This window comes from Micromonospora sp. NPDC005257 (assembly GCF_042872445.1).
In the GTDB taxonomy this organism is placed as follows: domain Bacteria; phylum Actinomycetota; class Actinomycetes; order Mycobacteriales; family Micromonosporaceae; genus Micromonospora.
Genome location: NZ_JBIAKL010000002.1, coordinates 661405 through 675875, shown reverse-complemented (window position 1 = coordinate 675875; position 14471 = coordinate 661405). Strand labels below are relative to the sequence as shown.

General features: G+C 74.0%; 16 protein-coding genes. 8 read left to right on the top strand and 8 right to left on the bottom strand.

The genetic code is table 11. The annotated features are described in order from the left end of the window. The first annotated feature begins 10 nt into the window (after positions 1–10). Together ACFYO8_RS06595 and mqnP are read left to right on the top strand one after the other, a co-directional pair. The gene (locus tag ACFYO8_RS06595) at positions 11–1468 is read left to right on the top strand and encodes a menaquinone biosynthesis decarboxylase (protein WP_354867729.1); all 1458 of its coding nucleotides are present in this window, start codon (positions 11–13) and stop codon (positions 1466–1468) included. Continuing rightward, entirely contained in the window at positions 1468–2373 is a 906-nt protein-coding gene (gene mqnP / locus ACFYO8_RS06590) for a menaquinone biosynthesis prenyltransferase MqnP (protein WP_354867732.1), read from the top strand. The genes ACFYO8_RS06595 and mqnP overlap by 1 nt, the downstream gene beginning before the upstream one ends. Positions 2374–2418: 45 nt before the next feature. On the opposite strand, the gene ACFYO8_RS06585 is transcribed toward mqnP, so the two are convergent. After that, the gene (locus ACFYO8_RS06585; protein ID WP_354867735.1) at positions 2419–3384 is read right to left on the bottom strand and encodes a terpene synthase; all 966 of its coding nucleotides are present in this window, start codon (positions 3382–3384) and stop codon (positions 2419–2421) included. A 141-nt stretch (positions 3385–3525) separates the two neighbouring features. Here ACFYO8_RS06585 and ACFYO8_RS06580 point away from each other — a divergent pair, with 141 nt between their 5' ends. Beyond that, the gene (locus tag ACFYO8_RS06580) at positions 3526–4170 is read left to right on the top strand and encodes a UbiX family flavin prenyltransferase (RefSeq protein WP_354867738.1); all 645 of its coding nucleotides are present in this window, start codon (positions 3526–3528) and stop codon (positions 4168–4170) included. A gap of 50 nt (positions 4171–4220) precedes the next feature. Here ACFYO8_RS06580 and ACFYO8_RS06575 read toward each other — a convergent pair whose 3' ends face one another. Next, on the bottom strand, positions 4221–4487 hold the full coding sequence (locus tag ACFYO8_RS06575) for a BldC family transcriptional regulator (RefSeq protein ID WP_013473529.1): 267 nt from the start codon (positions 4485–4487) through the stop codon (positions 4221–4223). A 255-nt stretch (positions 4488–4742) separates the two neighbouring features. Between ACFYO8_RS06575 and ACFYO8_RS06570 the strand changes: the two genes are divergently transcribed. From ACFYO8_RS06570 to ACFYO8_RS06560, 3 genes are read left to right on the top strand one after another with little or no spacing between them, the layout of a single operon-like run. Beyond that, a complete protein-coding gene (locus ACFYO8_RS06570; RefSeq protein ID WP_354867742.1) occupies positions 4743–5201 on the top strand; it encodes an Lrp/AsnC family transcriptional regulator in 459 nt (152 codons plus the stop codon). A gap of 42 nt (positions 5202–5243) precedes the next feature. Continuing rightward, positions 5244–6086 carry an SDR family oxidoreductase gene (locus ACFYO8_RS06565; protein WP_354867745.1) on the top strand — a complete coding sequence of 281 codons (843 nt, stop codon included), beginning with the start codon at positions 5244–5246 and terminating at the stop codon, positions 6084–6086. A gap of 10 nt (positions 6087–6096) precedes the next feature. Beyond that, positions 6097–7188, top strand: coding sequence for a PLP-dependent cysteine synthase family protein (locus ACFYO8_RS06560; RefSeq protein ID WP_387188853.1), 1092 nt, complete (start codon positions 6097–6099; stop codon positions 7186–7188). A gap of 29 nt (positions 7189–7217) precedes the next feature. On the opposite strand, the gene ACFYO8_RS06555 is transcribed toward ACFYO8_RS06560, so the two are convergent. The 3 genes from ACFYO8_RS06555 to ACFYO8_RS06545 all read right to left on the bottom strand — a co-directional run bounded on the left by ACFYO8_RS06555 (position 7218) and on the right by ACFYO8_RS06545 (position 8377). Next, positions 7218–7838, bottom strand: coding sequence for a putative glycolipid-binding domain-containing protein (locus tag ACFYO8_RS06555; RefSeq protein WP_387256853.1), 621 nt, complete (start codon positions 7836–7838; stop codon positions 7218–7220). A gap of 79 nt (positions 7839–7917) precedes the next feature. After that, a complete protein-coding gene (locus ACFYO8_RS06550; protein WP_041798756.1) occupies positions 7918–8127 on the bottom strand; it encodes an AlpA family transcriptional regulator in 210 nt (69 codons plus the stop codon). Positions 8128–8161: 34 nt separating this feature from the next. Beyond that, a complete protein-coding gene (locus ACFYO8_RS06545) occupies positions 8162–8377 on the bottom strand; it encodes an AlpA family transcriptional regulator (protein WP_036311366.1) in 216 nt (71 codons plus the stop codon). Between the two features lie 185 nt (positions 8378–8562). On the opposite strand from ACFYO8_RS06545, the gene ACFYO8_RS06540 reads away from it, so the two are divergent. Both ACFYO8_RS06540 and ACFYO8_RS06535 read left to right on the top strand, forming a co-directional pair. After that, positions 8563–8814 carry a flavin reductase gene (locus ACFYO8_RS06540; RefSeq protein WP_354867752.1) on the top strand — a complete coding sequence of 84 codons (252 nt, stop codon included), beginning with the start codon at positions 8563–8565 and terminating at the stop codon, positions 8812–8814. Next, positions 8807–9028 carry a hypothetical protein gene (locus ACFYO8_RS06535; RefSeq protein ID WP_354867753.1) on the top strand — a complete coding sequence of 74 codons (222 nt, stop codon included), beginning with the start codon at positions 8807–8809 and terminating at the stop codon, positions 9026–9028. The genes ACFYO8_RS06540 and ACFYO8_RS06535 overlap by 8 nt, the downstream gene beginning before the upstream one ends. Positions 9029–9108: 80 nt before the next feature. Here the strand turns inward: ACFYO8_RS06535 and ACFYO8_RS06530 are convergent, their stop codons facing one another. The 3 genes from ACFYO8_RS06530 to ACFYO8_RS06520 form a co-directional block, all read right to left on the bottom strand. After that, the gene (locus ACFYO8_RS06530; RefSeq protein ID WP_354867756.1) at positions 9109–10914 is read right to left on the bottom strand and encodes a DEAD/DEAH box helicase; all 1806 of its coding nucleotides are present in this window, start codon (positions 10912–10914) and stop codon (positions 9109–9111) included. Positions 10915–11103: 189 nt separating this feature from the next. Beyond that, the gene (locus ACFYO8_RS06525) at positions 11104–12684 is read right to left on the bottom strand and encodes a hypothetical protein (RefSeq protein ID WP_354867758.1); all 1581 of its coding nucleotides are present in this window, start codon (positions 12682–12684) and stop codon (positions 11104–11106) included. 109 nt (positions 12685–12793) lie between these two features. Continuing rightward, on the bottom strand, positions 12794–14440 hold the full coding sequence (locus ACFYO8_RS06520; RefSeq protein ID WP_354867760.1) for an NlpC/P60 family protein: 1647 nt from the start codon (positions 14438–14440) through the stop codon (positions 12794–12796). Positions 14441–14471 lie beyond the last annotated feature (31 nt).

Sequence of the window (14471 nt, the reverse complement as noted above, 5' to 3'; positions counted from 1 at the left end):
GGATGGGGGCATGGCGGCTCGCTTTCCGTACACCGATCTCAAGGACTTCCTCGCGGCGCTGGAGCGTGCGGGGGAACTGCGGCGGGTGAGCGCGCCGGTCGACCCCACGCTGGAGATCAGCGAGATCGTCACCCGCACCGTCCGGGCCGGCGGGCCCGCGCTGCTGTTCGAGCGCCCCACCCGGGGTGAGATGCCGGTGGCGATCAACCTGTTCGGCACCGAGAAGCGGATGGCGATGGCGCTCGGGGTGGAGCACCTCGACGAGATCGGCGCGCGGATCGGCGACATGCTCAAGCCGGAGCTGCCGCAGGGCTTCTCCGGGATGATGGGCGGCCTGGGCAAGGTCATGCAGCTCAAGTCGATGCCGCCGAAGAAGGTCAAGACCGCCCCCTGCCAGCAGGTCGTCTACCGCGGCGACGACGTCGACCTGAACCGGCTGCCCGGGTTGCAGGTGTGGCCCGGTGACGGCGGGATCTTCCACAACTTCGGGCTGACCCACACCAAGCACCCGGAGACCGGCAAGCGCAACCTCGGGCTCTACCGGCTCCAGCAGCACAGCCACAACACGATCGGCATGCACTGGCAGATCCACAAGAACTCCACCGCGCACCACGCGGTCGCCGAGCGGCTCGGCCAGCGGCTGCCGGTGGCGATCGCGATCGGCGCGGACCCGGTGGTGGCGTACTCGGCCAGCGCGCCGCTGCCCGCCGACATCGACGAGTACCTGTTCGCCGGGTTCCTCGCCGGTGAGCGGGTCGAGATGGTGGACTGCCTGACCGTCCCGTTGCAGGTGCCGGCACACGCGCAGATCGTGCTGGAGGGCTACATCGAGCCGGGCGAGCGGCTGCCCGAAGGGCCGTTCGGCGACCACACCGGCTTCTACACGCCGGTCGAGCCGTTCCCGGTCATGCACATCGAGTGCATGACCATGCAGCGCGACCCGGTCTACCACTCGATCGTCACGTCCCAGCCGCCGCAGGAGGACCACGGCCTCGGCAAGGCCACCGAGCGGATCTTCGCGCCGCTGCTGCGCTTCCTGATCCCGGACATCGTCGACTACGACCTGCCCGCCGCCGGGGTCTTCCACAACTGCGCGATCGTGTCGATCCGCAAGCGCTACCCGAAGCACGCGCAGAAGGTCATGAACGCGATCTGGGGCGCGCACATGATGTCGCTGACCAAGCTGATCGTGATCGTCGACGAGGACTGCGACGTGCACGACTACAACGAGGTCGCGTTCCGCGCCTTCGGCAACGTCGACTACGCCCGCGACCTGATGCTCACCGAAGGGCCGGTGGACCACCTCGACCACGCCTCGTACCAGCAGTTCTGGGGTGGCAAGGCGGGCATCGACGCGACCCGCAAGCTGCCCGAGGAGGGCTACAGCCGGGGCTGGCCGGAGGAGATGCGCATGTCGCCCGAGGTGGTCTCGCTCGTCGAGAAGCGCTGGAAGGAATACGGGATCTGATGACGGCGGCAGTACAGGAACGGCCCGGCAGGGTCTCGTCCTTCCTCAAGCTCGTCGCCATCGAGCACTCGGTCTTCGCGCTGCCGTTCGCGTACCTGTCGGCGCTGACCGCGATGCAGCTCGACGGCGGGCGGGTGGACTGGCTCGACCTGCTGCTGATCACCGTGGCGATGGTCGGCGCGCGGACGTTCGCCATGGCCGCGAACCGCATCCTGGACCGGCGGATCGACGCGCGGAACCCGCGTACCGCGAACCGGGAACTGGTCACCGGCGCGGTGAGCGTGCGGACGGCCTGGACCGGCGCGGCCGTCGCGCTCGTGGTGTTCCTGGCCGCCGCCGCCCTGCTCAACCCGCTCTGCCTGGTGCTCGCGCCGCTCGCCGTGGTGCCGCTCGTGGTCTACCCGTACGGCAAGCGGTTCACGAACTGGCCGCACGCCATCCTCGCGGTGGCGCAGGCGGTCGGCCCGGTCGGCGCCTGGCTGGCGGTCACCGGCACGCTCGACGGCTCCGGCCCGGCCTGGCTGCTCGGCGCCGCCGTCGGCCTGTGGATCGGCGGATTCGACCTGATCTACGCCTGCCAGGACGCCGACGTGGACCGGGAGATCGGGGTGCACAGCGTCCCCGCCCGGTACGGGCTGCGCTTCGCGCTGCACGCCTCCACCCTCGCGCACGTGGTGACGTTCGCGCTGTTCATCTGGTTCGGCGCCTGGGTCGGCTTCGGCTGGCTGTGGTGGATCGGGCTGGCGCTGACCGCTGTCGCCTTCGCCTACCAGCACATGGTGGTCAGCCCCACCGACCTGAGCAAGGTCAACCGGGCGTTCTTCACCGCGAACGGGTTCGTCGGCATCGCGTTGTTCGTCCTCGCCCTGCTCGACCTGGTGATCCGCCTCGGCCTGCGGCCGTAGCCGGGAGCCCGCGGCTCTCGCCGGGGGGCCTGCCGCCCGGACGGGTCAGGGCGTCGCGCCGACCGGGTAGCGCGCGCTCTCCAGCGTCCAGTCGACTGTGCCGCGCACGGCGGCGGCCAAGCCGTCGAGATGGGTGGCGACGGCCTGGTCGAGCGCCGGGCCGAACGACGGCGTCGCCGCGCGCAGCACGACGAATCGCCCCATCTCGGCCCGCCAGTGCCCGGCGACCAGGTCGAGCGCCGCCGGCACCGGCACGCCCCGCTCGGCGGCCACCGCCAGCACCAGGTTGTGCCCGCCGCCGGTGGCCCGGTCGCGTTCCAGCGAGGCGATGTCGTTGAACCAGGACAGCAGGTCGTTGGCCAGGCCGGCGAGCCGCCGCAGCGCCGGATGGTGGTAGACCGCGTCGGGCAGAGGCCGCCCGGACGCGAACTCGATCAGTGGGTACGAGACGTACGCCGCCGACGTGGCCCGGCGCAGCCGCACGTACTCGGCGACGCCCGGCGGTCGCCCGGTCGTGGTGGCGGTGGCCTCCCGGTGCACCCCGTCGAGGTGGTCGGCGACCGCGTCGGCGAAACGCAGCCGCCACCGGGCCGGCATCCGGCGGCGCGGCTCGCGCCACGCCTGCACCAGCAGACGGCGCAGCGGGCCGGAGAAGCCCGGGTGGCGGGCGCGTGGCCCCTCCCGCAGCAACGCGAGCGCACCGTCGCGCAACGCGCGGATCTGCGCCGGGGCCAGCCCGTCCCGCCCGTCGCAGGCGTCGTCGACCAGGAAGAACCAGGTGAACAGCGCGGTGAGCACCCGCAGGTCCGGTTCGGCGGCGTCCGGGTAGAGGCGACCGGCGTACCGGGCGAAGCCGGCCCGCGCCAGCCGTCGCCGCTTCGCCGGGTCCGCCGGCAGGCCGAGCCGGTCGACGTGCTCCACCAGCCAGCCCTGCACCTGGTCGGCGTACGGGGAGATGCGGGGCGCGATGGGGCAGTCGGAGCGGAGCGCCCGCAGCACCGTCCCCGTCATGACCGGCCCTTCCGTGGAAGTCGTCGTCGATCGAAGAATTTCATGCCGTGGGGCGTTCCGTGAACCCGCTGGACATCCCGGGCGGGCCGACCGAACGGGGGTCCCCGCCCGGCGCCCGCCGCGACCAGGCACGCTTGGGGCATGCGCGAACCATGGGTGGTGGGTGTCTCCGGAGCCTCGGGCACGCCGTACGCGGCGGCTGTCGTCCGGGCACTGCTCGACGCCGGCCAGGCGGTGGACCTGATCGTCTCCCGGGCGGCCCGGCTCACAGTGCTGGACGAGACCGGCCGGCCGTTCCGGGACGCGCACTGGGCCGAGGACCTGGCCGCCTGGCTCGACCGCGACCTCACCGGCGCCGACCTGCGGCACTGGCCCGCCGGCGACCTGGCCGCCGGCCCGAGCAGCGGCTCCTACCCGGTACGCGGCATGGCCGTGGTGCCGGCCAGCACCGCCGCGTGCGCGGGCATCGCGATCGGGCTGTCGAAGGACCTGCTCCAGCGCGCCGCCGAGGTGAACCTCAAGGAGCGCCGCCCGGTCGTCGTGGTGCCCCGGGAGACGCCGGTGACCCGCAGTCACCTGGAACATCTCGTCGCGCTGCACGACGCCGGGGCGGTGGTGCTGCCGGCCAGTCCGGGCTTCTACGGCGCCGGCGCGGCGGCGTCCGCCGGGCAGCTCGTGGACTTCGTGGCCGGCAAGGTGCTCGACGCGCTCGGCGTGGAGCACACGCTGTTCCGGCGGTGGTCCGGCGAGCTGGCCGCCGGTCGCCGGGAGGCCGCCGCCGACTGACGGGCCCGACGTGCGGGGGCGCGGCCTCGATCGGCCGCGCCCCCGCACGCTCAGTACATGCCGGCGTTCGCCGGTCCGGGGCCGGTGGAAGCGGTCGGGCCCATGTTGCGGGCCTTGCCCATGTCCTCCGCCTCGTCCAGCATGCCCTCCCCCTCGAGCAGGGCCCGCACCTCGGATTCCCGAAACCGGCGGTGCCCTCCTGGAGTCCGGATACTGCCGATCCGGCCGGCCGCTGCCCATCTGGTCACGGTTTTCGGGTCCACCCGAAACAGCGCAGCGACCTCACCCGGCGTCAGCAGGCGATCTCCAGTGTCCACAGCCCCCTCCTCGCGTCGACGAAGCCCTCGGCTGAACACACTGCCCCCGGCCGGTGCGAGCCCAGAGCCGTCATGAGGGACGTATGGCAATTACAGCACCGGCTACCGGACGTGTCCGCCAAACGCGAAAAAGGCACACACTGGGAAGTTAGGAAATGGTACCGGCGGAGAACCCCCTGATCGTACGTTTGTGAAGGGACCGGCCGCGGGTACCGATCGCGTTCGGTAGCCGCCGAGCGGATAGGGTCACTCTCCGTGGACACGATCGACCTGAGCCTCGTGGAGTTGTTGCGAGGCAACGCCCGTCTGTCGTACGCCGAGCTGGCCCGTCAGGTCGGCCTCTCCGCCCCGGCCGTGCACGAGCGGGTCGGCAAGCTGGAGTCCAGCGGCGTGATCCGGGCGTACCGGGCCGAGGTCGAGCCGGAGTCGATCGGGCTCGGCGTCACAGCGCTCATCGGCATCATCGAGGACTCCGACGCGGACACCGACGAGGTGCTGGAGTCGTTCCGCCGCATCCCCGAGATCGAGTCCTGCTACTTCATGGCCGGCGTCGAGTCCTTCCTGCTCAAGGCGCGGGTCGGCACGATCGCCGAGCTGGAGCAGCTGATCGTCCGGCTTAACCGGACGGCCGGTGTGGCGTCCACCCGTACCAGCATCGCCCTGTCGACCAAGTGGGAGAACCGCCCGCAGGCGTTGGGACCCCCCACCGCCTGACGCCTCTGGCCTCCGCGTGGGGGTTGCGGTTACCGTGCGCCGATGACGAGCTCTGGACGCGGTACCGCCGTGGTGACCGGTGCGGCCGGCGGGCTGGGGCGGGCGATCGCCGCCGCGCTGCACGCCGACGGGTGGAACGTGCTGCTCACCGACGTGGATGCCGGCGCCGTGGCGCAAGCCGCCGCGCCGCTGGGTGGCTGGTCGCGCCCGCTCGACGTACGCGACGAATCCGCCTGCGCGGACGTCGCCGCCGAGGCGGCGGCCGCGCCGGGCGGCCTCGGGCTCTGGGTGAACAACGCGGGCATCCTGGTCACCGGCCCGTCCTGGGCGCACGACGCCGCCACCCGGCGCGCGGTGGCCGAGGTGAACGCGCTCGGCGCGATGAACGGCACGCTCGCCGCCGTCGCGGTGATGCGGGAACAGGGCCGCGGCCACGTCCTCAACGTCGTCTCGCTGGCCGGGCTGATCGCCGCGCCGGGCGAGACGGTGTACGCGGCCAGCAAGCACGCCCTGCTCGCGTTCAGCCTCGGCACGTTGAGCGACCTGCGGATGGCCGGCGTCCGGGGCGTACACGTGTCGTGCCTGTGCCCGGACGGGATCTGGACGCCGATGCTGCACGACAAGCTGGACGATCCGGGAGCGCTGGCGTCGTTCACCGGCTCGCTGCTCGCGCCGGAGCGGGTGGCCGCGCGGGCCGTCCGGCTGGCCCGCCGGCCCCGGCCGGTGGTCAGCCTGCCGCGCTGGCGCGGCGCGCAGGTACGGCTGCTCGACGCCTTCCCCCGGCTCGCCCTGGCCCTCACGCCGGTGATCCGGGCCACCGGCCGGGCCGGTCAGCGGCGGCAGGCTCGTCGGGTCCAGGGGAACGCGAGGCCACCTCGCTTGTAACGTTGCCGACGTGACTCACTTCGACCGGTGCGACGAGGCCAGCCGGCGCTGGGTGACCGAGGCGATCGCCGCCGTCGAGGCGGACGCCAACCGCTCCGCCGACACCCACCTGCTGCCCTTCCCGCTGCCCCGGGACTGGGGGATCGACCTCTACCTCAAGGACGAGTCGGTGCACCCGACCGGCTCGCTGAAGCACCGGCTGGCGCGCTCGCTGTTCCTCTACGGGCTCTGCAACGGCTGGATCGGCCCGGACACCACGATCGTCGAGGCGTCGTCCGGCTCGACGGCGGTCTCCGAGGCGTACTTCGCCCGGATGCTCGGACTGCCGTTCATCGCGGTCATGCCCGCCTCCACCTCGCCGGAGAAGATCGCCCAGATCGAGTTCCAGGGCGGGCGCTGCCACCTGGTCGAGGACCCGGCGAAGGTGGTGGTGGAGGCGCGCTGGCTCGCCGAGGACACCGGCGGCCGGTTCATGGACCAGTTCACGTACGCCGAGCGCGCCACCGACTGGCGGGGCAACAACAACATCGCCGAGTCGATCTACGCCCAGCTCGCGCTGGAACGGCACCCGGTGCCCGCCTGGATCGTGGTCGGCGCCGGCACCGGCGGCACCAGCGCCACCATCGGCCGCTACGCCCGCTACCGTCGGCTGCCCACCAAACTCTGCGTGGTGGACCCGGAGAACTCCGCGTTCTACCCCGCCTGGCAGGCCGGTGACTGGTCGGTGTGCACCGACCGTGGCTCGCGGATCGAGGGCATCGGGCGGCCCACCGTCGAGGCGTCCTTCCTGCCCGGCGTGGTGGACCGGATGGTCCAGGTGCCGGACGCCGCGTCGCTCGCCGCGATGCGGGCCGGCTCGGCGGTGCTCGGCCGCCTGGTGGGCGGATCCACCGGCACCAACCTGTGGGGCGCGTTCGGGCTGATCGCGCAGATGCGCGCCGCCGGGCGTACCGGCTCGGTGGTCACGCTGATCTGCGACCCGGGCGACCGGTACGGCGACACCTACTACTCCGACGAGTGGGTAGCCGCGCAGGGCCTCGACCTCGCCCCGCACCTCGCCGCCATCGACCGCTTCCTGGCCGACGGCGCCTGGCCGGCCTGAGCCTGGTTCCAGCTTGCCGGCGAGGCCGGTCAGCGGGGTTCGGCCCGCTCGGCCAGCCCCGGGTAGCGCACCACGAAGCCGTCCGGGTCGACCTCCAGGTCGGCCGTGAACGTGTCACTGGAATACCGGATCCGGCCCGGGCCCAGCGAGGTGTAGACCTGCTCGGCGGGCACCACGGCCAGGCCGGGCAGCAGCACCCAGGCCACCGACACGGCGGTCGCCAGGTCGGCGGGCAGCCGGCCCAGCCCGATGCGGCGGATCGGCAGCGTGTTCGTCAGCGGGGAACCACCCAGGTCCACGTCGAGTGCCTCGGCCAGCCGTCCCGGATCGTCGGTGCCCGGCAGGCCCGCCGGTGGGTGGCCCGCGGCGCTCAGCGCCGCGTCCAGGTCACCCTCCTCGCCGGTACGCATGCGCCACCCGTCCCGGCCCCGCTCCAGGCGTACGCTCCGCGACCAGCCCGCGCCCTCGGCCTCGACCTCCAGCCGGTTCGTCGACCAGTCCGGCCCGACGGCCAGCCGGTACCGGCACGTGTACGGGATCGGATCCACGGCGAGCGCCACACCCTGCGCGGTCAGCCCCTGACCGTCGTCGAGCACCACGTGCTCGGAGCCGGCGGTGTCGGTCCGGGCCCAGAAGAGCGACTTCGGCATGGTCCGGACGTTACGCGACCCGGCGGTCGGCGGCAGCGGATGCGCGAACGCCGCCGCCGGTCCCGGGCTTGTTGCCTGCCTACCCCTGCTCGTCGCCCTCAGTGGGGCGGGGCGGCCGGTTGTGGCGGGCCCACTCGTCGACCTCATCCGCATCCCAGACGTTCATGCCGATCAGTCGGGCGAGCGGCTCCGGGAACCCGGGACGGCGAGTGATCTGCAGGACCCGCTGACGCGATACGCCGAACAGGGCGGCCAGCTCGCCGGGCCCGTACAGGCGTGGTCGTCTCACACGCCGAAGGGAGTCATGGTCATGCCTCTTCGGGCTACTCGTCGTCGTCCGCAGGCCGGGGCGGCCGGTGCTCCCGGATGTACCGCTCGACGTCCCGCTTCAACCAGACCGCGCCGACCGACAGCTCTTGATACGGCGCGGGGAATGCGGGGTGCCGCCGGATCTCGCGGAATCTCGATCTGCCCACGCCGAGCATCTTCAAGATCTCACCGGCCGCGACAAGTTCGCCCGGTCCCGTCTCCTTGGTCACGACTTCGAAGGTAGGAGCGGGCCGGCCCGACTATGGTGACGCGAACAAATGGCCCCACCTACGTGGGCCCGTCAATGTTGACAGGGGGGCGAGTGAGCGATCTGATGGATCAGCCCCCCGTCCGGTGGCGAGTTCGCGGCGGGCGGGGGTGCCACCTGGACGCCGAGGCCTGCAGGAGGCCCCGAGTGACCCAGCGCCACGCTCCGCTGAAACCCCTTTGGGTCTGTACGGCAGACCTGCTCAACTGGCCGTGCGAGAACGCCAAGGTCGAGTTGGTCGCTGATTACAAGCACGACCGGCGCCACCTCGCCGTCGATCTGGCTGTCCTGATGCGGCAGGCAACCATCGACCTGACCAGGCTCTACTCCGAGCCGCCGTGTCCCGCCGAGATGCACATCCGGTTCCTGGGCTGGCTGCGGTCGGTGCGCAATGTCTGACCCGATCGGCACCGGGCTGCTGCTGGCCGCCGTCATCGCCCAGGCGTTCGGCTGCTGGGTCGCCTGGTCGTGGGGCCGGTCCGCTCGGCGCAGCCTCCGGCAGACCATCGGCAAGACCATCCCGACGCCACCGCCCGATTGGCGGCCTCGTCATCGCCTGTCGCTGTGGAACGAGCCGACCCGGCGATACCCCGTCCTCGCACCGCGCAGCTAGAACGGGAGCCGAAATCACCACAGACGCACCGCCGCCGCCGAGCGGGTGCTCGGCGGCGGCGGTGGTTGGTCGCGCTCAGATCAGTGGGTACGTGCCGGCGGGCGCCCGCCGAAGCCGCGCCGGTCGTCCCGGCCCCGTCCCTCGGCCCGGAAACCGCCCCGGCGCTCGGCCGGCCGCGCGTCGCCCCGGTCACCGAAACGCCGCTCGGCGTGCGGGCGGTCCTCCTGGCGCCGGTCGCCGAAGCCGCGCGAGGCGCTCGGCCGGTCGTCGTACCGACGCTCGTCGCGGTCGTACCCGCGCCCGGCCGTCGGCCGCTGCCGGTCCCCGTACGGCCGCTCGGACCGCTCACCGTGCTGGCCGCGGTCATCGGACCGCTGCTCGCCGAAGCTCCGGTCGTCGCGGCGCTCCGGCCGCCCGAAGCGGCCTTCGCCGCCGGACCGCTCGCCCGAGTAGCGCTCGCCCGCCGGCCGGTCGCCGAACCGGCGGTCACCGCCGCGTTCGGCGAACCGGTCGCCCGCCGGCCGGTCGCCGAAACGGCGCTCGCCACGGTCGCCGAAGTCGCGTCCGCCACCGAAGCCCCGGCCACCGCGGTCGAAGCCCCGGCCGTCGCGGTCGCCGAAGCGACGCGGGCCGCCGCGTCGCTGCTCCGGCTCGTCCCGGACCGGTACGCCGCTGGGTTCGCGCGCGCCGGTCAGCTCGGCCAGCGCCTCGTCGCCCGCCCGGACCCGGGTCTCGGCCGGCTCGACGCCCGCCTTCTCCATCATGGCCAGCGTGGTCCGGCGCTGCTTGGGCAGCACCAGCGTCGCCACCGCGCCGGATTCGCCGGCCCGAGCCGTACGACCGGCCCGGTGCAGGTAGTCCTTGGGGTCCTTCGGCGGGTCCACGTGCAGCACCAGCGAGACGCCGTCGACGTGGATGCCCCGGGCCGCCACGTCGGTCGCGACCAGCACGGGCGTCCGGCCCTCGCGGAACTCGGCGAGCGTCTTGGTGCGCACGCGCTGGGTCTTGCCGCCGTGCAGCCCACCGGCCCGCACACCGACGGCGGCGAGCTGCTCGACCAGCCGGTCCACGCCGAGCTGCGTACGGGCGAACAGCATGGTGCGGCCCTCACGGGCGGCGATGGACGCGGCGACCGCGAACTTGTCGTGCGGCGGGATCAGCAGCAGGTGGTGATCCATGGTGGACACGGCGGCGGTGGCCGGTGCGGTCGAGTGCGTGACCGGGTCGGTCATGAACCGCTTGACGAGCGTGTCGACGTCGCCGTCCAGAGTGGCCGAGAACAGCAGCCGCTGCGCGTCCGCCGGAGTCTTCGCCAGGAGCTTGATGACCTCGGGCAGGAAGCCCATGTCCGCCATCTGGTCGGCCTCGTCCAGCACGGTGATCTCGACGTCGTCGAGGCGGCACACGCCGCGCTCGATCAGGTCGCCGAGCCGTCCCGGGGTGGCCACGAGGATCTCCACGCCACGGCGTAGCGCGTCGATCTGCCGGTCGTACGGCACACCGCCGACGGCGGTCTTCAGGAACACGCCCACCGCCTTGCCGAGCGGCACCAGGGCGTCGTTCACCTGCATGGCGAGTTCCCGGGTGGGGACCAGGACCAGGGCGCGCGGGTGCAGCGGCCGGGCCCGGTTGCGGTCGGCGAGCCGGACGATCACCGGGAGGCCGAAGGCGAGTGTCTTGCCCGAGCCGGTCTGGCCCCGGCCGAGGACGTCGCGGCCCGCGAGCGAGTCGGGCAGCGTGGCCCGCTGGATCTCGAACGGGGTGGTGATGCCCTGCCGGGTGAGCACCTCGACGACCTGCCGGGGCAGGCCGAGGGAGGCGAAGTCGATGTTCTCCGGGGTCGGGTCGACGGACGGTGACGTGCTGGATTCAGCGAACGTGGTCAAGAAATGCCTCTCGAGCGGGGCGCATCTTCGCGATGGCCCGCCGCGGCCTGTCACGCCGCCGAATCGCCCGCAAGATCGCCCATGGGCGCGCAGTCGGGGCGCGCCGGGTCAGTGATCGCAGATAAGTGTACGGCGAATCGCCCACTTCGCCAGGGCAGCGCGAGGCGGTAGTGGGCGGGCTCACCCCTGTCACTCGATGAGCATGGTCCCGGTCAGGCCGCTCAACGCGTCGTTGGCCAGGAAGACCACGAGCAGGCTGATCCCGATGAGCAGGGCCAGCGCGAGGGCCAACACGATGATCACCTTGGTGTTGCCACCCCGGGCGGCCGGGCTGTCCTCGGACCAGCCCTGGGCCAGGATGTGCCCGGTCAGGGAGCCGGAGTTCTCCAGCGGGTTGCCCTGCGGGAACGACACGGTGGCGAAACCGGGCCCGTCGGTCCCGCCGTACGCGGTGGCGGCGAGGTCCGGACCGGCGGGCTGCGGGCGTACCGGACGGGTCGCGCCGGCGTCGCGGGCGGGCGCGGCCGGCGGCGGCCAGGTCGGCAGTGCCGGGGCCGGCACCACGGGCGGCGGCGGGTCCGACATGGGCGCGGCGGCCCACGAGGGCTGCGCCTCGGCGGGCGCGGCCGGTGGCGCGATGAGCGGGGCCGGCGGGCTCGGTACGGCCGCCCGCGCGGGCGGAAACGCCGGGGTGGCCGGCGGGGCGGGAAACAGCGGCGCGGGCAGTGGGTCCGGAGCGCCGGTCATCGCCGGCGGCGGCGGGAACGGCGGCGCGGGCATCGGTCCCGGCGGGGCCGGTGGCGGGGGTACCGGTGGCCCCGGCGGTGGCACCGGCGGCCCGGGGACCGGCGGAACCGGCCCGGGTGGCGTCGGCGCCGGAGGGGTGGGCGCGGGCGGTGAGGGCAGGGGTGGCGTCGGCCGGAGCGGAGGTTCCGGCTCGGGTACCGACGGCGGCGTCGGACCCGGCACCGGGGTCGGCGCCGGCTCGGGCTCCGGGCCGTTCGGCGTCGGAGGCTGCGCGGGCTCCGGCGGCTGGACCGGCTCCGGGGGTTCCGGGCTCACCGGCCCGGCCCGGTAGACAGTGGCGGCGGCCGGCGGAGCGGCCACCACGGACGCCGCGGCCTCCTCGGCCGAGACGCGGCTCAGCCCGGGCACCGACGCGCTGGCCCGGGCGGGTGCTCCGACCTGCTCAGCGGTCGGGGCCGGCGGCGTGTCGGCGGACCCGGCTGCCGGGGGTGCGGGGGCGGCGTCCGCCTGCCGGGCGGGTGCGGTGTCGCGGTCCGGCCGGTCGTCCGCACGGCTCGCGGCGTCGGCCGGCGCGGCCGCTTCCGGCGGAGCGGGTGCGGGCACACGTGCGGAACCGGAGACGCGGGGTGTCGGGATGGCAGCCGGAGCACCGCCGGGCGTGCCCGCGGAGGCGTCGCCGTCCGGCTCGGCGGGCGCGGTGACGGGCTGGGGCATCGCCTGACGTTCGGCCACCGAGAAGGCGGACCAACTGGACGGCGGCACCGTGGCGCCGGGCAGGCGCCGGTCCAGCGGCGGCGGGGTGTCCGCCGGGGTGCCCGCCCGGTAGGTGGTGGGGGTGGACTGCGGAAGCGGCTGCTCGGCACCGGCGGGCGGCGGTACGGCCGCGCCGGCGACCGATACCCGCGCCCGCGCGACTGCCACCGGCCCGGCGAGGGCCGACCCGTGGTCGTCGCCGGTCGGGTCGGCGGGGTCGGGCGTCGGTCCCGGGTGGGCCTTCTCCGTCCGAACGTCCTGCTCGCCCATCTCGCCCCTCCGCACCCACGCTCGCCTCCGGCCGTGGCGCCGACCGGAAGTGCCTGGATCTCACCGTGCCATATTCCGGCCCGGGAACACAGCCGGAGCGGCGGTCGGGTCAGTCGGCGCTACTGCTCGGGCTGGCCGAGCCGCTGCCGGACGTGCTGCTCGACGGGGCGGCGCTGCTGCTGCTCGGTGCGGCGCTGCTGGTGTCCGGCTCGGCGCTCGCGCTCTGGCTGGGCTCCGGCTCCGGCTCCGCCGACTCGCTGGGCGGCGGCGTGGTGGGCGCCGGGCTGGACGTCGTCGGCTTCGGCGTGGGCGTGGTCGGCTTCGGCGTGGTGGGCGTCGGCTTGGGCGTGGTCGACGGCTTCGGCGTGGTGGGCGTCGGCTTCGGCGTGGTCGACGGCTTCGGTGTGGCCGGCGTGGTCGGCACGGGCGGCGGCGGTACGGGAGTGGCCGGGCCGGGTACCGCTCCGATCACCCGGGTCGCGGCGTAGAGCCGGGACCAGCGGACCACCGAGATCTTGACCACGTCGCCGGTCCGTGGGGCCTCCACCATCTTGCCGTTGCCGATGTACATGGCGACGTGGTGGACGCTCGTCCAGCTGCTGCTCGACGCGAAGAACAGCAGGTCGCCGGGGAGCAGGGCGTTCGGCGAGACGGTACGGGAACGGGTGGCGAAGTACTGGTCCTTGGCGACGCGAGGCAGACCCCGGTAGCCGGCCGCCCGGTAGGAGGCGAGCATCAGGCCGGAGCAGTCGAACCGGTCCGGGCCCTCGGCGGCCCACAGGTAGGGGTCACCGAGCTGGGCGAGGGCGTAGCGCACGGCGGCCAGCGCCCGCGGGTCCGCCGCCAGGCCGTCGATGCTCTGGTCGACCACGTACGAGGTGCCGAGCCGCTGCTCGGCGGCGTCCGCCAGGCGCTCGATCTCCAGGAGCTTCGCCGCGTTCTCCTTGCGCAGCGCGACGAGCGTGGTCTCCTGCTTGCGCAGGTCGGACTCGGCGCGGGTGAACGCCGCGCCCTTCTCGGTGGCCCGGCGCTGGGCCGAGTCGTGTGCCTCCCGGGCGATCCGCTCGGCGCTCGTGGCGCGGAGGAGCTCGCCGGTCACCGACGTCGTGGCGCCCTCGGCCTTGTCGCCCCGGGTGATGCGCTGGAGGTTGGCGAAGTCACGCAGGCTGGCGCCGAACTCGCCGGGCGGCAGCGCCGCGTCCGCCTTGACCGCGTCGGCGGCGGCGCTCTTGGCGTTCTCCTGGGCGCGGGTGAGCGCGTCCCGGGCTTCCTTGAGCCGGGCGGCGGCCTGGGTCAGCTCGGTCTGTGCGGCGTCCCGCTCGGTCTTGATCCGGAGCAGTTCCTCGCCGAGCAGTGTGACCCGGGCGTCGAGCTGGTTGATCTGCGCGATCAGCGGGCCGTCGGCGGGGTTGGTGACGCCGGTGGCGCCGGGCAGGCCCGGGACGGCGCCGGGAACGGTGCCCGGCAGACCCGGGACGGTGCCGGGCACGCCGGGAACGGTGCCGGGCAGACCCGGGACGGTGCCGGGCACGCCGCGGACGGCGCCGGACGAGCCGGGCAGCTGCAGGGGGCCGGTGACCTGCGGCCGCGAGCCGGTGTCGGGCACGGCGTCGGGCAGCGGGTCGGCCCATGCCGGAGTGGCGAGCGCCGCGGCCGCAACCGCACCCAGGAGGGCGGACCAGAGCGCCGGGCGCAGGATCGGTGAGATCACCGGCTGCCGTGCTCGTCGCCGTCGGGCCTTGGTGCTGTGCGCCATTCCGCTCCCCGTCCGGTCTGGGGTCCGTCAC

Coding starts and splice junctions, on each gene's coding strand:
- ACFYO8_RS06595 (WP_354867729.1), top strand. CDS start 11: ATGGCGGCTCGCTTTCCGTACACCGATCTCAAGGACTTCCTCGCGGCG.
- mqnP (WP_354867732.1), top strand. CDS start 1,468: ATGACGGCGGCAGTACAGGAACGGCCCGGCAGGGTCTCGTCCTTCCTC.
- ACFYO8_RS06585 (WP_354867735.1), bottom strand. CDS start 3,384: ATGACGGGGACGGTGCTGCGGGCGCTCCGCTCCGACTGCCCCATCGCG.
- ACFYO8_RS06580 (WP_354867738.1), top strand. CDS start 3,526: ATGCGCGAACCATGGGTGGTGGGTGTCTCCGGAGCCTCGGGCACGCCG.
- ACFYO8_RS06565 (WP_354867745.1), top strand. CDS start 5,244: ATGACGAGCTCTGGACGCGGTACCGCCGTGGTGACCGGTGCGGCCGGC.
- ACFYO8_RS06555 (WP_387256853.1), bottom strand. CDS start 7,838: ATGCCGAAGTCGCTCTTCTGGGCCCGGACCGACACCGCCGGCTCCGAG.
- ACFYO8_RS06535 (WP_354867753.1), top strand. CDS start 8,807: ATGTCTGACCCGATCGGCACCGGGCTGCTGCTGGCCGCCGTCATCGCC.
- ACFYO8_RS06525 (WP_354867758.1), bottom strand. CDS start 12,684: ATGGGCGAGCAGGACGTTCGGACGGAGAAGGCCCACCCGGGACCGACG.
- ACFYO8_RS06520 (WP_354867760.1), bottom strand. CDS start 14,440: ATGGCGCACAGCACCAAGGCCCGACGGCGACGAGCACGGCAGCCGGTG.